This window comes from Micromonospora sp. RB23 (assembly GCF_053585025.1).
Window position 1 is genome coordinate 4549612 of record NZ_CM132111.1, and the last position, 16779, is coordinate 4566390.

The following is a 16779-nucleotide window of genomic DNA, read 5'->3' on the forward strand; positions in this document are numbered from 1 at the left end:
ACCCCAGGGTACGGGCTCCGCCACCGTCGCTCTGCTCGGCGTTCGGGCCGTCCGTGGGCAGTGGACGGCAGCCCTCGTCCCGGCGCGAACTGCGCGCCGGGACGAGCGCTCGGCGCACCGTCAGCGGCCGTATGTCTCCAACAGCCGCAACCACACCTCACTGACGGTCGGGTACGCCGGAACCGCATGCCACAACCGGTCCAGCGGAACCTCACCGACGATGGCGATCGTCGCGGCGTGGAGCAGCTCCGCCACGTCCGGACCGGCAAGGGTCAAGCCGACGATCACCTTCCGGTCCTCGTCGACGACCATCCGGGCGTGCCCCTTGTAGCCGTCAGCGTGCAGAGCGGCACCGGCGACGGCGCCCAGGTCGTAGTCAACGACCCGGATCCGCAGGCCCGCAGCCTCGGCCGCAGTCGCGGTCAAGCCCACCGACGCGATTTCCGGGTCGGTGAAGACCACCTGCGGCACCGCACGTTCGTCGGCCGTCGCCACGTGCCGGCCCCACCGGCCGTCCTCGACCTTCGCACCCTTCGCCCGGGCCACAATGACGTCACCCACCGCCCGCGCCTGGTACTTGCCCTGATGGGTCAGCAGCACCCGCCGGTTCACGTCACCCGCCGCATAGAGCCACTCGCCGCCGCCGACGACGCGCAAGGTGTCGTCGACCGCCAGCCAGGCACCCGGCGCCAGTCCGACCCGGTCGAGGCCGATGTCCTGAGTGTTCGGCGTACGACCGATGGCCACCAGCACCTCATCAGCTTCGATCCGCTCGCCGCCGGCGGTCGCGATGTGGACGGTTCCGCTGTCGTCGCGGTTGACGCCGACGGCCTCCGCGCCGAGGTGTACGGACACACCGGCATCGCGCAACGACTCGGTGACCAGTTCGCCGGCGAACGGCTCCGCCGACGGCAACAGGCCGTCGCGGGCCAGCACCGTCACAGCAGACCCCAGGGCGGCGAACGCTGTCGCCATCTCGGCGGCCACGACGCCACCACCGATGACGGCGAGCCGACGGGGAACCGAACTGGCCGAAGCGGCCTCGCGGCTGGACCAGGGCGCCGCCTCGCGCAGCCCTGGGATGTCCGGCAACAGGGCACTGCTGCCGGTCGCGACGACCACGGCGTGCCGCGCGGTCAGCGTCGTGGTGACGCCGTCGACGCCGGTCACCTCGACGACGCGGGCGGAACTGATCCGCCCCTGACCGCGGTGCAGCGCGATGCCAGCCGATGCCAGCCACGAAACCTGACCGTCGTCCTGCCAGTGCGACGCGAAGGAGTCCCGCCGGCTGAGCACCGCAGCCGCGTCCAGGTCTCCCGTCGCCGCCTCCCGTGCACCCGGCAGTTGACGAGCCGCCCGCAACGCGGACGCGCTGCGCAGCAACGCCTTGGTCGGCATGCAGGCCCAGTACGAGCATTCGCCGCCGACCAGCTCCCGCTCGACGATCGCGGCGGTCAGCCCGCCCCGGACGACCCGATCGGCGACGTTCTCCCCGACCGGACCGGCACCGATCACAACGACGTCGTACTCGATGGCGGTCATGTCAGTTGCCCTTGGCGGTACGGCCGAGACGGATGGCCGCGATGAGGAAGAAGATGGCGCCGGGAATGGCGTAGCCGGCCGCGTTGGTCAGCGACGGGTGATCCGCGGCCGCGCCCACGATGAAGGACCCACCGGCCAGAACCGAGATGCCGCCGCTGATGATCATCGGCCACTGGCCGCCCATCTTCAGACGGGTGACACCGACGATCAACTGGACCAGACCGGCGACGATCGCCCACGCGCCCCACACGCGCAGAACGGCGGGGATGCCGGAGGCGGCTGCGACACCCACGCCGACGGCCGTGATCAGGCTTACCGCGATGTTCACGTACAGCAGAGTCGGCGAGCCCGTGGCGCGCGAGGAACGAAGGTCGTAGATGGCGGCGCCTACGTCGAACAGCGGGTAGAGCACGAACAGCGTCACCGCGAGCGGACCGATCTCCTTGGCGGTGGCGATCGTCACGAGTGCCCACACGATGGCGAACGCGAAGCGGACGAAGTACAGCCGCCGCAGTGCGTGCGCGGTCTGGGAGATGCCGGGCGAAGCAGCAATGGTGGTCACGGGTGACCCTTTCAGCGAGGGGCTAGAGAGACCGATCGTTCTGTCTTGTCCAGCATGACAGGCCGCGCCTCCATCGTCAAGACCGAACGTTCTATCCATCTCGAAGGGCCATGGCGGCCCACCCGCCGACGCGGGCGCGATCAATCTGCCCCGGCGCCGCTTTCCACCCCCTCGCCACCGACTGGCGGTGTCGAGCTCAGGGACCAGTCACGTCCCTCAGACCGAACGTTCTGTCCGCTACGATGGCGGTATGGCGACCACAGCACACGGTGCCCGGCCCTCCGAGGCGCGCCAACGGCTCCTTGCCACAGCCACCAGGATCTTCTACTCGGAGGGCATCCATTCCGTCGGCGTCGACCGGATCATCGCCGAGGCGAAGGTGACCCGGGCCACCTTCTACCGGCACTTCCCCAGCAAGGACGACCTCATCCTCGCCTACCTGCGGGAAATCCATGCGATGGATCGCGGCGCGGTCGACGCGGTCATCACCACCAATTCACGGCCGGTCGCCCCCCTTCTGGCCATCGCCAACTCCATCGCTGAGCGCATCCAGTCGCCGGGGTTCCGCGGATGCGCGTTTCTGAACGCCGCGGCGGAGTATCCCGACACGGGACATCCCGTGCGTCAGGAGATCATCGCCCACCGGCAGTGGTTCCTGGACACGCTCACCACGCTGATGGCACAGGTCGAGGAGGAGACGGCAGAGTCCGCAGCGCGTCACTTCGTCATGCTTCGCGACGGCGCCATGGCAGCCGGATGCCTCTTCGACCCCGCGTTGGTGTCCGAGACCTTCCTCCGCGGCGTGGAGGGACTTCTCCGGATCACTGCCGAAGGCCGGTCGACCGAAGCGGGTGGCGACGGCGGAACCGTTCGAGCCGGTTGAAGCAGCGTTCCACGACGTTGCGCTGCTCGTACGCCTGCGCGTCCAAGGCGGGCGGGCGGCCCCCACGGGAGCCCTGGCGCAGCAGAGGCCGATAGCGGCAATCCCGGGGCCCCTTCAGCGGTGGCCGTGAGCGGAGGGCGTGGGCTGGCCGAGGACTGCTTGCGACTCGTCGACGAGTCCGGTCAGGCGCGCGACCTCGGTGTCGGTCAATTGTTCGGCAACGTCGGCAGCTGCGATGTTGGACCGCAGGTGGTCGGTACTGCTCGTGCCGGGGATGACGACGATGGAGGGCGAACGGCGCAGCAGCCAGGCCAGTGCGATCTGGGCCGGTGTGGCACCCAGGCGCTCTGCTGGGCCGGTCAGCTCTTGGTGGCCGCTGAGCCGTCCGGCGGCCAGCGGGAAGTAGGGGATGAAGAGGACGCCCTGGGTCTCGCAGTCGGCGAGGACCTGGACGCCGCTGCGGTCAAGCAGGTTGAAGCGGTTCTGCACCGCCGCGATGGGGGTCACCTGCTGGGCGCGGGCCAGCACCTGCGGGGACGCGCCGGACAGGCCGATGCGGCGGATCAGCCCCTGGTCTCGCAGCTGGACGAGCGCGCCGAGCGACTCCTCCAGCGGTACGTCCTGGTGCGCGCCGGGGGTGTCGCCGACGAGTCGGAGGTAGGTCAGCTCGCTCGCGTCCGTTCCCAGGTCGGTAAGGGCCTCGTGAACCTGCCGCCGGACCGTCTCCGGGCGACCGTCGACGACCCAGGACTTGTCCGGGCCGCGCTCTGCGCCGACCTTGTTGCCCACGATCACGCCCTCGGGGATCGGTCCCAGCGCCTGCCCGATCAGCTGGTTCACCGTTCGTGGCCCGTAGGCGTTCGCGGTGTCGAAGAAGGTCACGCCCAGCTCGACAGCCAGGCGCAAAACCCGCCGCGCCGCCTCCGGGTCGTCCGGGAATCCCCAGACCTTGGGGCCCGCAAGCTGCATGGCGCCGTATCCCACACGATTCATCGATCTCTCCTGCCGTATCACTGCTACGGTAATTCTCGTATCGCTGGCCGAACCAGTGATACGCCTTATGCCGTAACATTGCAACCGTGGATGATGCGAAGACCCGCAGTCGCCGGCAGATCCTGGAAGTCGCAGCCGAGCTCCTGGAACGGGAGGGCGCCCAGGGGCTCTCCACCCGCGCCGTCGCAGCGGCGGCGGGCATCCGCGCCGCCTCCCTGTACCAGCTCTTCGGCGACAAGGACGGGCTCCTTTCGGCGCTGGCCATCCACGCCTTCGACCTTTACCTGGCGCAGAAGCACACCTTGTCGTCGAGCGGCAACCCGGTCGACGACATACGCCGCGGATGGGACATGCATGTCGACTTCGGCCTGAAACATCCCGCCTTCTACCTGCTGATGTACGGCACCGATCGCCCCGGCAGGCGGCCGCCTGCCGCGCGGGAGGCTCAGGAACTCCTCATGACGTTCCTCGGCCGCGCCGCCTCCAACGGCCGCCTACGGGTGCCGCCCGTCCTTGCCGCCCACCTCACGCTGGCAGCGGTAACCGGCACCACGCTCTCCCTGATCGGCACCCCCGAGAGCGAACGCGACCCGGAGGTCTCATCGCGCATGCGGGAAGCACTCATCGACGCCCTGACCACCGACACGAGCCCAGCCCCGGACTCCACCCTCGCCGCTCGCGCCCTCGCGCTCGATGCCACCCTCGGCGGGACGGATCCAGCTGCCGTCCCGCTCCGCCCCGTCGAGACCGCACTCCTGCAGGACTGGCTCCAGCGTCTAGCCCACTAGGACGAGCCGGACCCATCGAAGGCCATTTGCCGGCACGGCCTCGTCCGCGCGGCCGCGTGCGGTCCGGCGCCGGCCTCGCGCTCGCCGGATGTCGCCCGACCGGTCGGCGAGGGACGGAACCCCCAGCGACCATCCCCGGCTGCGCCAGGCGTCGAGGAGCGCGACCAGGGCCAGCGCGGCGGCAACCAGACTCAGCCCGGCCATTCACTGAGGCTCACCCGGCGAGCCGGAGCGCTGACGCGCACGCGACCAAGCGGAACGTCGCCTCAGCTCACGCCCACGAGCGGATTTGCCTATAGGTATTAGGCAGTAGCATAATGACTGTAGGCAAACAGGAGGGCTGATGGACAGACCAGGACTGACGCCGGAGCGTCTGACCCGAGCGGGAGCGGAACTGGCCGACGAGGTCGGCTTCGACCAGGTCACCGTCTCGGCGCTCGCTCGGCGATTCGACGTCAAGGTCCCGAGCCTGTACTCGCACCTGAAGAACTCACAGGACCTCAGGATCCGCATCGCGCTGTTCGCGCTTGAGGAACTCGCCGACCGCGTCGCTGATGCCGTCGCCGGTCGGGCCGGCAGGGACGCTCTAGCCGCGTTCGCCGACGCTTACCGCGACTACGCCAGGGAGCACCCGGGCCGCTACGCCGCCGCCCGGCTCCGGCTCGGTCCGGAAACGGCGGCCGCCAGTGCCGGTGTCCGACACGCGCAGATGGCTCGGGCGATCTTGCGGGGTTACGGGTTGAACGAGCCGGACGCGACCCACGCGGTCCGGATGCTGGGCAGCGTCTTCCACGGCTACGTCAGCTTGGAGCTAGCCGGTGGTTTCGAGCACAGCGCTCCCAACGCGCTGGAATCCTGGGAATGGATCGTGGATTCGCTCGACGCGGTGTTACGCAACCGCAGCACCCGCTGACCCGACAACGGCCGCACCACCGCCGGCGGTTCGTAGCGCGGCGCGCCGATGAACATCGATATCTCGATCGAGAGGCTGTGCGGCAATGCCCACCGAACACCAGTGGACCACCACTCCGATCAGCGCCGGCCTCGTGCGCGGCGCTGTCGATCTGGAGGCGACCGCGCGGGGTCTACTGCCGCATCGGCTGACCGAACGGGCGCGCCAGCAGATCCCCGACGACCAACTGGCGATGGCCGAGGCACAGCCATCCGGCGTACGGCTGGCCTTCCGTACCCGGGCCACCGCCATCGAACTGGACACGCTGCCCACCAAGCGGGTCTACCAAGGCTTCCCGGCCCCACCGGACGGCGTCTACGACCTGCTGATCAACGGCCGCCTGGCCGCACAGGCCTCGGTGCCCGAAGGCAACGTCCGGACGGTTACCGACATGTTCCTCCAAACCTCTGTGCTGGCTGAAGGGCCGGCCGGCACCGCCCGCTTCGCGGGTCTGCCGGAGGGTGCGAAGGACGTCGAAATCTGGCTTCCCCACACGGAGATCACCGAGTTGATCGCGCTGCGCACCGACGCGCCCGTCGAGCAGACCCCATCCAACGGAAGCAGGACGTGGCTGCACCACGGCAGTTCCATCAGCCACGGCTCGAACGCCGGTCATCCCACCGCCATCTGGCCAGCCCTGGCCGCTGCCGAGGGCGGCGTCCAGTTGGTCAACCTGGGGTTCGGCGGGAGCGCGCTGCTCGACCCGTTCACCGCCCGCACCATGCGGGACATCCCTACGGACCTGATCAGCATCAAGATCGGCATCAACATCGTCAACAGCGACGTGATGCGTCTCCGCGCCTTCACCCCTGCGGTCCACGGCTTCCTCGACACTGTCCGCGAAGGGCACCCGACCACGCCACTGCTCGTCGTGTCCGCCATCCTGTGCCCGGTTCAAGAGGACACGCCCGGTCCTCTCGTGCCGGACTTCCAGGGCGGGACACTGCGGTTCAAGGCCACGGGCGATCCGGCCGAACGCAGCGCCGGACGGCTGACCCTCAACGTCATCCGTGACGAACTCGCCCGGATCGTCGAACAGCGCTCGGCCGATGACCCGAACCTGCACTACCTCGACGGACGTGACCTGTACGGCGAGGCGGACTACGCCGAACTCCCCCTTCCCGACGGGGTGCACCCCGACCCCGCCGGACATCGCCGTATCGCCGAGAACTTCGCGCGGCTCGCGTTCGGCGCCGGCGGCCCCTTCGCCACCAAGACCGGCTGACCGCTTCTCGCGCGCGCCGACCAACAGCTCCACCGGCAGGTGGCCGTATGCCCTCGAATCGTGGCTGACGTGCGGGTTGTCACCCGGCACGACGAGTTTTCCCTCCGCAGGCACGCGGTGTCAGCACCGCGCTGCCGCAGGTCACCGCAGCAGGGAGGCGTCGAAGGGCTCGGTGGCGCGGCGGCTCACCGACCCGCTCGGGTGCGTACCGCCCGGACGGCCAGCACCAGCGTCACCACGATCGGCGCGTAGACCAGCAGGGCGGTCACCAGCCCCCACCACAGCCTCGCGCTGCCCGGCCCGGCGGCGAACCCGTCGGCCGCCCATCCGGCGACGTAGCGCAGCAGCGGCAGGTAGAACAGCACGAAGTAGCCGGCGGCGAGCAGGCACCCGGCGAGCCACACCCAGCGGAACCAGATGCCCACCCGCACGTCGTGCGGGTCGGCCCGGTCCAGCTCGGCCCGCTGCCGCTCGTCGAGCCGGCGGAAGGCCCGCCGCAGCAGCAGGGACTTGACCCGCCACAGATCGCGACAGCCGATCGCGGTGACCAGGACGGCGTACAGGTCGGTACGTAGGAAGATCATGCACTGCCAGAGCGTGCTGGCCACCAGGACGAAGACCAGCGCCGGGAGGGGACGTACCGGCCCGAGGACGACCTGCCCGGCCAGCAGCGCCGCGAGGAGCACCATGTCGACGGCCAGGCCGGCGAGCTGTGGGCCATAGCGCTGGCGACGCGGCACGCTCCACAGTTGCGACAGGTCGGTCTCGAAGACCAGGAAGAACAGCCGCCGGTCGATACCGAAGCGGGTCCGCAGGTCCAGTGCGCGCGCGGCCAGCCAGTGCCACGCCTCGTGCACGGCGACCAGGGCGTACGTGACCGGCAGCATGATCAGCAGGCTGGTGCCGACATCGTCAGTGAGCAGGAGGTCGGCCGGCCGGGGCCAGAGGTCCGGGCGTACCAGAAGGCACGCCACCACCCCGATCGCGGCGGCGGCGTAGATCACCCACGCCACCCGGGAGAACAGCGGCCGGACCAGTGCCGCCGGCGGGCCGGCGGTCCACGAGCGTTGCTGCACGGCGGCGGTCGGCACCGGCGCGGGCACCTCGTCGCTGTCCACGAACCCCAGTTCGGTAAGGACGGCGACGAAGTCGTCCAGGTCCACCGGCTCGCCCGCGAACGCCTCGCCCCGCTCGGCGGCCTCGGCGAGCGGGGCGCCGTCCAGCAGCGCCCGGATGACGACACCACCGACCGCGGGCATCGCGACGTAGGCGCCCCGTTCCGGGTCGCCGACGAGGACGTCCGTGCCCTCCTCGACGACCGTCAGCGGGCGCAGCCGCACGGTGCTCGTCGCGTCGGTCATGACGCGGTGGCGGCGGTGCGAGCGCCGGCCATCGCGCACGTGCGGCAGTCCGGGTCGCGCGGCCACGGCTCGCGGCTGGGTCGGCAGCCGGCGGAGAGGTCCACCAGCACCTCGGCGCCCGCCGCGTACGGCGGTTCGTAGCCGGTCAGGTAGCGCAGCGCCTCGAACGCCACGAGGGACCCGACCAGCGCGGCCGACGGCCCGTTGGCCCGGTTGAGGCGGGAGATGCGGGCGCTGAGCCGTTGCGCGGTCATCGCGGCCGGCTCCAGCACCGACGCCTGGACGTCCCGGCCGTCGCCGTAGGCGCGGACCCGGCAGTCGTAGCAGGCACTACGGCCCGGGTCGACGGAGAAGTAGATGAGCTGGGAGCCGACCATGCCGCCCCGGACCCAGGGCACCCCGGCGCGCAGGCACGCCTCGTTGACCCAGTTGTCGATCCGTTCGCCCTGGTCGACGCCGGACACCACCAGGTCGACGCCGGGCAGCAGGTCCGCGATGTCGTCGGGGCCGGCGATCCAGCGGCGTACCGCCTCGACGGTGATGCCGGAGTGGAAGGAGCGCACCCAGTCAGCGGCGCGGTCGACCTTCGTGGTGCCGAGGTCCGCCTCCCGGTACAGGAACTGCCGGGCAAGGTTGCGCGGCTCCACCTCGTCGGCGTCCACCAGCGTGAGCCTGCCGACGCCGAGGCCGGCCAGGTTCTGCAGCACGTTGGAGCCGAGCCCGCCCGTACCCAGTTGCAGGACGTGGGCGTCGCGCACCCGCCGTTGCAGGTCGGCCTCGCTGGTCTCCAGCGTCGCGTACAGCTCGAAGAAGGCGAGGTTGCTGAAGTCCCGGCCGGCCCGGGCGCGGTCGACGTGCCGGTCGACGTCCCGCAGCAACCGTAGGTCGTCGAGCGCGTCCAGCGCGCCGCCGAGGTCGTCGGTGCTCACCTCGACCCCGCCGGCGGTCAGGGCGGCGCGTAGCTCGGCGAGCGTTCCCGGCTGGTCGGACAGCACGGTGAGCAGGCGTTCCACCTGGCCGTCCGGGTCGTCGAGCTGCACCGAGCGGCTCGGGTCGCAGACAACGACCAGACTGTCGCCGACGCGCTCCCACTCGCAGGGTTTGAGGCCGACACGCATGACAAACCTCCGGGTCCGAGGATGGTTTCACCGGGGTGGGCGACCGCCGGCGAACGACGGCCGCCCACCGGGCGTGATCAGGAATCGGGGTACTGCGTGGTCTTCACCGACTCCACGGCGCGAACGACGATCTTCATGGCTGCCTCCCTCCCTCGGCTCGACCGACCGCCTCCGGACCCCCGTGATGCCGTTGCGGTCGGGCACGAAGAGAATGGCAACCGACGATGGGCCGTTACGTTGTGGAATCGTTGCGACGCCGAAGGTGGCTGATGCTGTGCGGGTCTCGTGGTGAACGGGCGGGCCGAAGCGGTCGGATACCGGCTGCTCGGCCCGGTGCAGGTCCTCGCCGGGGCACGACCGGTCGACCCGGGGCCGCCGCGACAGCGGGCGGTGTTGGCGGCGTTGCTGGTCGACGCGGGCCGGGTCGTCGAACAGGCCGCGCTGGTCGACCGGGTATGGGGCGAGCAGGCCCCCGCCGACGCACGGGGCAGCCTGCGGGCGCACGTCACCCGGATCCGGCAGGTGTTACGCGAGGCGGCTGGTGACGCCGACGCGCCGACGCTGGTTCACCGCTCCGGCGGGTACGTGCTGGAGATCGACGAGGAACTGGTCGACCTGCACCGGTTCCGTCGGCTGTTGCTGCGCGCCGGGGACACCGGTGACGACCGGGAACGGCTGGCCACCCTGCGCGCGGCGATCGGGCTCCGGCAGGGCGTACCGCTGGCCGGCATCGCCGGGGACTGGGCCGCCCGGATGCGGGAGAGCTGGACCCGGGAGCACCTGGACGCCGTGGTGGCGTGGGCGGATGCCGAGCTGGGTGCGCACAACCCGGCCGTCACCATCGGGCTGCTGGCCGAGCTGGCGGCGGAACACCCGCTCGTGGAGTCGCTCACCGCCGCGCTGATGCGGGCCCAGCACGCGCTCGGGCGCACCGCCGACGCGCTGCGGGAGTACGCCGCACTACGGACCCGGCTGGCCGAAGCGCTCGGCGTCGACCCGGAACCGACCCTCCAGATGCTCCACCAGGCGCTGTTGCAGGGCAGTTCCCCGCAACCCCGGGCCGCGCCGGCCGCCGGTACGCCGGCCCCCGTGCCGGCGGAGCTGCCCACGGACGTCCGCGGCTTTGTGGGGCGCACCGACGCCCTGGCCGGCCTCGACAAGCTGCTGGCCGAGCCGACAGGGGTGGCGACCGGCGGCGTGCTCGCGGTGATCTCCGGCACTGCCGGCGTCGGCAAGACCACCCTGGCCGTGCACTGGGCGCACCAGATGGCGCACCGGTTTCCCGACGGCCAGCTCTACGCCGACCTTCGCGGCTTCGACCCCGGCGGGGTGCCGGTCCGGCCGGCCGCCGCGCTGCGCGGCCTACTCGAATCCCTCGGCCTGCCGCCCGAGCGGATTCCCGCCGACCCGGACGTGCAGGCGGCGCGCTACCGCAGCCTGCTGGCCGGTAAGCGGATCCTCGTCGTGCTCGACAACGCCCGCGACGCCGATCAGGTACGGCTCCTGCTGCCCGGCGCACCCACGTCGGCCACCGTGGTCACCAGCCGCGACCGGCTCGCTCCCCTGGTGACCGTGCACGGCGCCCACCCGCTCGCCGTCGACGTCCTCGACCCCGACGAGGCCCGGCTCCTGCTGGCCCGCCGCCTGGGCGTCGACCGGGTGGCCGCCGAGCCGGCCGCCGTGCAGCAGATCATCGCGGCCTGCGCGCGGCTGCCGCTCGCCCTCGCCATCGTCTGCGCTCGCGCGCAGCAGACCGCGTTCCCGCTGACCGCGATCGCCGCCGAACTCGACGACGTGCACGGCCGCCTCGACGCCCTCGACGCCGGCGACCCGACCACCCGGGTACGCGCCGTCTTCTCCTGGTCCGAGGCTGCGCTGAGCGCCGACGCGCGGCGGCTGTTCCACCTGATGAGCCTGCACCCGGGCCCGGACGTGGGCGCGCACGCCGTGGCGAGCCTCGCCGGGCAACCGCTGACCCCCACCCGCCGCCTGCTGGCCGAACTGGTCCGCGCCAACCTGGTCGCCGAACCGGCACCCGGCCGGTACGCCCTGCACGACCTCCTGCGCGCGTACGCCGCCGAGGAGGTTGCCCCCGACGACGGGCGGACCGCGCGGTCGCGCCTGGTCGGCCACTACACGCACGCCGCGCACGCCGCGAACCGGCTCGTGCACGCCCAACGGGATCCCATTCCGCTCCCGCTCGACCCGCCGCCGGCCGCCGACACGTCGGAGCACCTGGCGGACCCGGGTCAGGCGACGGCCTGGTTCCACGCCGAGCGCGCCGCCCTGCTCGCCACGCTGCGCCTCGCCGCCGCGTCCGGCCTCGACCGGGGGGCCTGGCAGCTCGCCTGGGCCCTCGACACGTACCTGGAACGCCGTGGGTACTGGTACGACCGCGCCGTCGCCTGGCGGATCGCGCTGGAGTGCGCGGACCGGCTCGGCATCCCGGCCGCGCGTGCCGGCGCCCACCTCAGCCTCGCCCACACCGACCTGCGGTTGCAGCGGCTCGACGACGCGCAGGAGCACCTGCACCACGCCCTCGACCTCTATGTGGGCAGCGACGACACGACCGGGCAGGCATTCATCCACCGCCTCTTCGCCTATCTGCACGAGCACCGGGAGGACCTGCCCAGCGCCCTGGAGCACGCCCGCCGGGCCGTCCTGCTCTACCGCGCGGCCGGACACGAACGCGGGGAGGCGTTCGCGCTCAACGCTGTCGGCTGGTGCCACACGCTGCTCGGCGACCACGCCACCGCCGTCGACTACTGCGAACACGCGCTCAGCCTCCTGCGCCGGGTGAACGACCGCGGCGGCACGGCCGCCACCTGGGACAGCCTCGGCCACGCCCGGCACCACCTCGGCCAGCACGATCGGGCCGTCGACTGTTACCGGGAGGCCCTCGGACTGTTCCGAGAACTCGGCTACCGCGCCCACGAGGCGGACACCCTCACTCACCTCGGTGACGCCCACCTCAGCGCGGGGGACGCGGGCGCCGCGCGGACCGTGTGGCAGCAGGCCCTGAGCATCCTCACCGACCTCGACCATCCATCGAGCGAGTCGGTCCGCGCCCGCCTCGACGCCCTGCCGTCTCCGGCGTAGTCCGTGCTCGACGAGGGCGGCGCGCGAGTGGTCGACGTCTCGTCGTGCCTGCGCCGGATGGCTGAACTGCCGTGGAGCGAGCGATGACGGGATGCCTCGAGCCTCGCCACGGAACCCTGTACGTAGGGTGATGCCGCAGTGTTCAGCGTCAGATGAGATGACAGCCGAGAGGGCGTGGAGGAGTTCGAATGCTCGTTGGCGTCGTCGTACACCCGACCAGGTCGCAGGCCGCCGAGACGGCGGACATGGTGTCGCGGATCTGCGCTGAGCACGGTGCCGCTGCGCGGACCCTGGACGTCTGGCAGGACGAGCAGAGCCCCGCCGACGTGCTGGCCGACCTGCCGCAGCGACCTCAGCTCGTCGTCACGATCGGCGGCGACGGAACTCTCCTGCGCGGACTGGCCGTCGCAGTCGAAGCCGACGCACCCGTTCTCGGCGTGAAGGCCGGCCGGGTCGGCTTCCTCACCCCGTTCGCCGCGACGGACCTGCCGAGGGTGCTGGGCGCCGCCCTGACCGGACGCGCACCCATCCAGGAGCGCATGCTGCTCACCCTGCGGGCGTCGCGCCCGCTACAGGTCCCACCGAAACTTCGCACTCTGCTGCGCTACGGCCGCGGTCCCGATGCCGTCCCGCCTCTCCCCCGGCCGAGCACACCCGACGAGGTGGGCTGGGGTGTCCCGCTGGGCCTCAGCGCCCTCAACGACGTCGTCTTCGAGAAACTCGGCCGGGACCGGCAGACCAGCGTCGCGGTGTACCTGTCCGGACGACTGTTCGCCACCTACTCCGCCGACGGCGTCATGGTCGCCTCACCGACCGGCTCCACCGCCTACTCCTTCGCCGCAGGCGGACCGGTCCTGTCGCCGCGCCTCAACGCCCTCGTCTTCACCCCGGTCGCCCCTCACATGGCGTTCAACCGCAGCATGGTCACCGCCCCGGACGAACCGGTGGGCGTGCAGGTGCTCCCCCGCTCGGGCCAGGTCACCGTCGTCGTCGACGGACGCGTACACGGAATCCTCGACCCCGGCGACTGGGTCGCCGTCTACCCCGCCCGACGCCGCGCGAAGCTCATCGTCGCCGACGTCGACGACTTCTTCGGCCGACTCCGAGACCAGTTCTCCCTCGCCGACGCTCCCGCCGCCCGCGCCGACACCGACAGCCAGCCCCCGATGCTGATCTACCGGCCGGACCTCCCGGTACCGGAGGACCTGCAACACCTGCACCTGCCGGCAGAGGGGTCCGATCCCGGCTGAGCTACGCGGCTTACGACCTTCTGCGACACGATCCCACGGGACCTCACCGCTGCCCGCCGACAGCATCCTGCGCGGCGTGGCCGGCATCACTGTCTTCCCGCAGATGGCCGGGCAGACTGCCGAGACCGGGCTGGCCGCGGGGATGGAAGGCGCCGAGGAACTCGTCGCCGCCCTCGACGGCCGGGCCCACCCACCCGCTCACCGAACTGAAGGAGCCGGCATGACCACCAGGACAGCGGACGCGGACGTGATGGTGATCGGCGCGGGCCTGGCCGGACTGGTGGCCACCGCCGAACTCGTCACCGCTGGCCGGTCCGTCCTGCTGCTCGACCAGGAGCCCGAGCAGAGTCTCGGCGGCCAGGCTTTCTGGTCTTTCGGCGGGCTGTTCCTGGTCGATTCGCCCGAGCAGCGCCGGATGGGCATCCGCGACTCGACCGAACTCGCCTGGCAGGACTGGCAGGGCAGCGCCGGTTTCGACCGCCCCGAGGACGCGTGGCCACGGCGCTGGGCCGAGGCGTACGTCGACTTCGCCGCTGGTGAGAAACGCGCGTGGCTGCGGGGTCTCGGCGTCAAGATGTTCCCCATCGTCGGCTGGGCCGAACGCGGAGGCTACGACGCCACCGGACACGGCAACTCGGTGCCCCGCTTCCACGTCACCTGGGGTACCGGACCGGGTCTGCTCGAACCCTTCATCGCGATCGTGCGGGAGGCCGCCGGACGCGGCCTCGTCCGGTTCGCCTTCCGACACCGGGTCGACGCACTGACCGTCAGCGACGGCGCGGTGGTGGGCGCCACGGGCCGGGTCCTGGAGCCCAGCGACGCCGCCCGCGGCACCGCCAGCTCGCGGGAGGAGATCGGCGACTTCGCCTACACCGCGCAGGCCGTCATCGTCACCTCTGGCGGCATCGGCGGCAATCACGACCTGGTCCGCCGCAACTGGCCGGCACGGCTCGGCACGCCGCCCAACCACATGATCAGCGGCGTGCCCGCCCACGTGGACGGCCGCATGTTGACCATCGCGCAGGACGCCGGCGGCGCAGTGATCAACCCCGATCGGATGTGGCACTACGTCGAGGGCATCCAGAACTGGAACCCGGTCTGGGACGCGCACGGCATCCGCATCCTGCCCGGGCCGTCGTCCGTCTGGCTCGATGCGCGCGGACGACGGCTGCCGGTCCCGCTCTACCCCGGATTCGACACCCTCGGCACGCTCGCCCACCTGCGCACCACCGGCCACGACCACAGCTGGTTCATCCTTACCCAGAAGATCATCGAGAAGGAGTTCGCGCTCTCCGGCTCCGAGCAGAACCCGGACCTGACCGGTCGCAGCGTCAAACAGGTACTCGGCCGCCTCCGTGGCGGCGCACCGGCGCCGGTGGAGGCGTTCAAGCAGCAGGGCGCCGACTTCGTCGTGGCCAACCGGCTGGACGAGTTGGTGAAGGGCATGAACGCGCTCACGGACGAGCCTCTGCTGGACCCGCTCGACATCCAGCGCACGATCGAGGCACGCGACCGGGAGCTGACCAACAGCTTCACCAAGGACATGCAGATCGCCGCCATCCGCAACTTCCGGAACTACCGGGGCGACCGGCTCATGCGGACCGCGGCGCCACACCGGTTCCTCGACCCGAAGGCCGGACCGCTGATCGCCGTACGCCTGCACGTGCTCACCCGCAAAACCCTGGGCGGCCTGCACACCGACCTCGACGGTCGGGTGCTGGACGGCGCCGGCCAGCCGGTACCCGGGCTCTACGCCGCCGGCGAGGCCAGTGGGTTCGGTGGTGGCGGCATGCACGGCTACCGCGCGCTGGAAGGCACCTTCCTGGGCGGCTGTCTCTTCTCCGGCCGCCGGGCCGGCCGCGCCGTGGCCATCACCGTCGGATGACCGGCTCGTACAGTGGGCCGCCGACCTCAAGGACCATCTCGACAAGGGGTCGGATCCACCCGCTCCCGCCGGCCGGCGGCCTCGACCCGGCGACGTTGGACAGCTGCCAACACCGCGCCGACCCCAGCTGTCGGCATCCCCCGCCGCTATCTGTTGGCCGGAGTGATCTGCTGCGGTGTGTGCGCCCGGCAGTACGATCGGCGATGTGCACGCGGCGTCGCGCCTCACTGGCCTGCCTGAGCTGACCCAGGTCCGGAAAGAGTGGTTCAGCGATTGGTATGACGGTCCCATCACCGGCGTCGCCCATCATGGCGGTCGCGAATATTGGTTCGTCATGGTGACCAATGACGACGAGGGCGGGTCGTGGGACTACGACCCTCGCGTCTACGTTCTGCACCGCCTGTCTGACCAGCAACTGGCGCAAGCATGGGACATGCATCGCAGCTTCGCGGCTGCGGGTTCTCCAGGATGCCTGCACTCGCCGCCATGCACTGTCGCCGGTGCCGCCGCCGAGACGTTGACTGCTCTGCGCGATCGTTGGCCGCCGGAGCATGAGGACGACTACGTGAACGCTCCAGCGATCGGGTGGTTCCGGGACGCGTAGCGCTGACCTCACTACGCGACGCCGGGGGTGGGAACACCGGTCCGAACCGCCTCGATGAAGCCAGCGGGTGGCAGGTAGCGGTGCTCTTCGACGTAGTGGCCGATCAGCGCCGGTGCGGCGAAGTTCGTCCCGTCCGCTCCGGTGAGCCAGATCTCGCCGTTCCCGCGCACAACATCGGGAGCGTCGTAGGCCCGCGTGTCGGCCCGAATCACGCGCGGAGGCTCGACCGTCGCCGCACAGAACTGGCAGTAGTGGTACCCGCGCATGAGCCGTACCGGCTCAGCGCCGAGCCTCACCAGGCGGTCTCGAACGTCTCGCGGACAGGCTCCTGCGGTGAAGGGCATGCCCGAGTCCAGCCAACCAACGGCAACGGCGTCCGGTGCGCCCGGGTAGTAGTCATAGGGCGCCAGGTCCGGGATGTACGTCACGCGTCGATCATCGCAGTCAGGCACGGACCGTGCGCACGACGAACGACGGTGCGGGCCGCCTCCGAGCGACCCGCACCGTCATCGAGCGC

The 16779-nt window shown here is 71.2% G+C and carries 15 protein-coding genes and 1 pseudogene; 8 read left to right on the forward strand and 8 right to left on the reverse strand.

What is annotated here, in order from left to right; all coding sequences use genetic code 11:
* Positions 1 to 120 precede the first annotated feature (120 nt).
* Positions 121 to 1542, reverse strand: coding sequence for a dihydrolipoyl dehydrogenase family protein (locus tag ACTFTM_RS20800; protein ID WP_449562153.1), 1422 nt, complete (start codon positions 1540 to 1542; stop codon positions 121 to 123).
* A 1-nt stretch (position 1543) separates the two neighbouring features.
* Entirely contained in the window at positions 1544 to 2203 is a 660-nt protein-coding gene (locus ACTFTM_RS20805) for a hypothetical protein (RefSeq protein WP_449562154.1), read from the reverse strand.
* A gap of 151 nt (positions 2204 to 2354) precedes the next feature.
* Between ACTFTM_RS20805 and ACTFTM_RS20810 the strand changes: the two genes are divergently transcribed.
* On the forward strand, positions 2355 to 2987 hold the full coding sequence (locus ACTFTM_RS20810; protein ID WP_449562155.1) for a TetR/AcrR family transcriptional regulator: 633 nt from the start codon (positions 2355 to 2357) through the stop codon (positions 2985 to 2987).
* Here the strand turns inward: ACTFTM_RS20810 and ACTFTM_RS20815 are convergent.
* Positions 2965 to 3060, reverse strand: a pseudogene (locus tag ACTFTM_RS20815) (IS5/IS1182 family transposase); the annotation flags it as partial. The gene ACTFTM_RS20810 and the pseudogene ACTFTM_RS20815 sit on opposite strands and share 23 nt — an antisense overlap.
* Before the next feature lie 41 nt (positions 3061 to 3101).
* Positions 3102 to 3980 (reverse strand): aldo/keto reductase, encoded by an 879-nt coding sequence (locus ACTFTM_RS20820; protein WP_449562156.1) that lies wholly within the window; start codon positions 3978 to 3980, stop codon positions 3102 to 3104.
* An 86-nt stretch (positions 3981 to 4066) separates the two neighbouring features.
* Between ACTFTM_RS20820 and ACTFTM_RS20825 the strand changes: the two genes are divergently transcribed.
* The 3 genes from ACTFTM_RS20825 to ACTFTM_RS20835 all read left to right on the forward strand — a co-directional run bounded on the left by ACTFTM_RS20825 (position 4067) and on the right by ACTFTM_RS20835 (position 6945).
* Entirely contained in the window at positions 4067 to 4768 is a 702-nt protein-coding gene (locus ACTFTM_RS20825) for a TetR/AcrR family transcriptional regulator (RefSeq protein WP_449562157.1), read from the forward strand.
* A gap of 343 nt (positions 4769 to 5111) precedes the next feature.
* Complete coding sequence (locus tag ACTFTM_RS20830) at positions 5112 to 5681, forward strand: TetR/AcrR family transcriptional regulator (protein WP_449562158.1); 570 nt, start codon at positions 5112 to 5114, stop codon at positions 5679 to 5681.
* An 85-nt stretch (positions 5682 to 5766) separates the two neighbouring features.
* On the forward strand, positions 5767 to 6945 hold the full coding sequence (locus ACTFTM_RS20835) for a GDSL-type esterase/lipase family protein (protein WP_449562159.1): 1179 nt from the start codon (positions 5767 to 5769) through the stop codon (positions 6943 to 6945).
* 185 nt (positions 6946 to 7130) lie between these two features.
* Here ACTFTM_RS20835 and ACTFTM_RS20840 read toward each other — a convergent pair whose 3' ends face one another.
* A complete protein-coding gene (locus ACTFTM_RS20840; protein ID WP_449562160.1) occupies positions 7131 to 8306 on the reverse strand; it encodes a hypothetical protein in 1176 nt (391 codons plus the stop codon).
* Positions 8303 to 9424, reverse strand: coding sequence for a HesA/MoeB/ThiF family protein (locus ACTFTM_RS20845; protein ID WP_449562161.1), 1122 nt, complete (start codon positions 9422 to 9424; stop codon positions 8303 to 8305). The genes ACTFTM_RS20840 and ACTFTM_RS20845 overlap by 4 nt, the downstream gene beginning before the upstream one ends.
* 288 nt (positions 9425 to 9712) lie before the next feature.
* Between ACTFTM_RS20845 and ACTFTM_RS20850 the strand changes: the two genes are divergently transcribed.
* Positions 9713 to 12523 carry a BTAD domain-containing putative transcriptional regulator gene (locus ACTFTM_RS20850; RefSeq protein ID WP_449562162.1) on the forward strand — a complete coding sequence of 937 codons (2811 nt, stop codon included), beginning with the start codon at positions 9713 to 9715 and terminating at the stop codon, positions 12521 to 12523.
* A gap of 188 nt (positions 12524 to 12711) precedes the next feature.
* Positions 12712 to 13773 (forward strand): NAD(+)/NADH kinase, encoded by a 1062-nt coding sequence (locus ACTFTM_RS20855; RefSeq protein WP_449562163.1) that lies wholly within the window; start codon positions 12712 to 12714, stop codon positions 13771 to 13773.
* A 43-nt stretch (positions 13774 to 13816) separates the two neighbouring features.
* Here ACTFTM_RS20855 and ACTFTM_RS20860 read toward each other — a convergent pair whose 3' ends face one another.
* The gene (locus tag ACTFTM_RS20860) at positions 13817 to 13975 is read right to left on the reverse strand and encodes a hypothetical protein (RefSeq protein ID WP_449562164.1); all 159 of its coding nucleotides are present in this window, start codon (positions 13973 to 13975) and stop codon (positions 13817 to 13819) included.
* A gap of 18 nt (positions 13976 to 13993) precedes the next feature.
* Here ACTFTM_RS20860 and ACTFTM_RS20865 point away from each other — a divergent pair, with 18 nt between their 5' ends.
* Both ACTFTM_RS20865 and ACTFTM_RS20870 read left to right on the forward strand, forming a co-directional pair.
* The gene (locus ACTFTM_RS20865; protein ID WP_449562165.1) at positions 13994 to 15658 is read left to right on the forward strand and encodes an FAD-binding dehydrogenase; all 1665 of its coding nucleotides are present in this window, start codon (positions 13994 to 13996) and stop codon (positions 15656 to 15658) included.
* 205 nt (positions 15659 to 15863) lie between these two features.
* Positions 15864 to 16262, forward strand: coding sequence for a hypothetical protein (locus tag ACTFTM_RS20870; protein ID WP_449562166.1), 399 nt, complete (start codon positions 15864 to 15866; stop codon positions 16260 to 16262).
* Positions 16263 to 16273: 11 nt separating this feature from the next.
* Here ACTFTM_RS20870 and ACTFTM_RS20875 read toward each other — a convergent pair whose 3' ends face one another.
* Positions 16274 to 16690: a DUF7919 family protein gene (locus ACTFTM_RS20875; protein WP_449562167.1), complete on the reverse strand. Its 417-nt coding sequence runs from the start codon at positions 16688 to 16690 to the stop codon at positions 16274 to 16276.
* Positions 16691 to 16779 lie beyond the last annotated feature (89 nt).

Coding starts and splice junctions, on each gene's coding strand:
- ACTFTM_RS20800 (WP_449562153.1), bottom strand. CDS start 1,542: ATGACCGCCATCGAGTACGACGTCGTTGTGATCGGTGCCGGTCCGGTC.
- ACTFTM_RS20805 (WP_449562154.1), bottom strand. CDS start 2,203: ATGGATAGAACGTTCGGTCTTGACGATGGAGGCGCGGCCTGTCATGCT.
- ACTFTM_RS20810 (WP_449562155.1), top strand. CDS start 2,355: ATGGCGACCACAGCACACGGTGCCCGGCCCTCCGAGGCGCGCCAACGG.
- ACTFTM_RS20820 (WP_449562156.1), bottom strand. CDS start 3,980: ATGAATCGTGTGGGATACGGCGCCATGCAGCTTGCGGGCCCCAAGGTC.
- ACTFTM_RS20830 (WP_449562158.1), top strand. CDS start 5,112: ATGGACAGACCAGGACTGACGCCGGAGCGTCTGACCCGAGCGGGAGCG.
- ACTFTM_RS20835 (WP_449562159.1), top strand. CDS start 5,767: ATGCCCACCGAACACCAGTGGACCACCACTCCGATCAGCGCCGGCCTC.
- ACTFTM_RS20840 (WP_449562160.1), bottom strand. CDS start 8,306: ATGACCGACGCGACGAGCACCGTGCGGCTGCGCCCGCTGACGGTCGTC.
- ACTFTM_RS20845 (WP_449562161.1), bottom strand. CDS start 9,424: ATGCGTGTCGGCCTCAAACCCTGCGAGTGGGAGCGCGTCGGCGACAGT.
- ACTFTM_RS20855 (WP_449562163.1), top strand. CDS start 12,712: ATGCTCGTTGGCGTCGTCGTACACCCGACCAGGTCGCAGGCCGCCGAG.
- ACTFTM_RS20865 (WP_449562165.1), top strand. CDS start 13,994: ATGACCACCAGGACAGCGGACGCGGACGTGATGGTGATCGGCGCGGGC.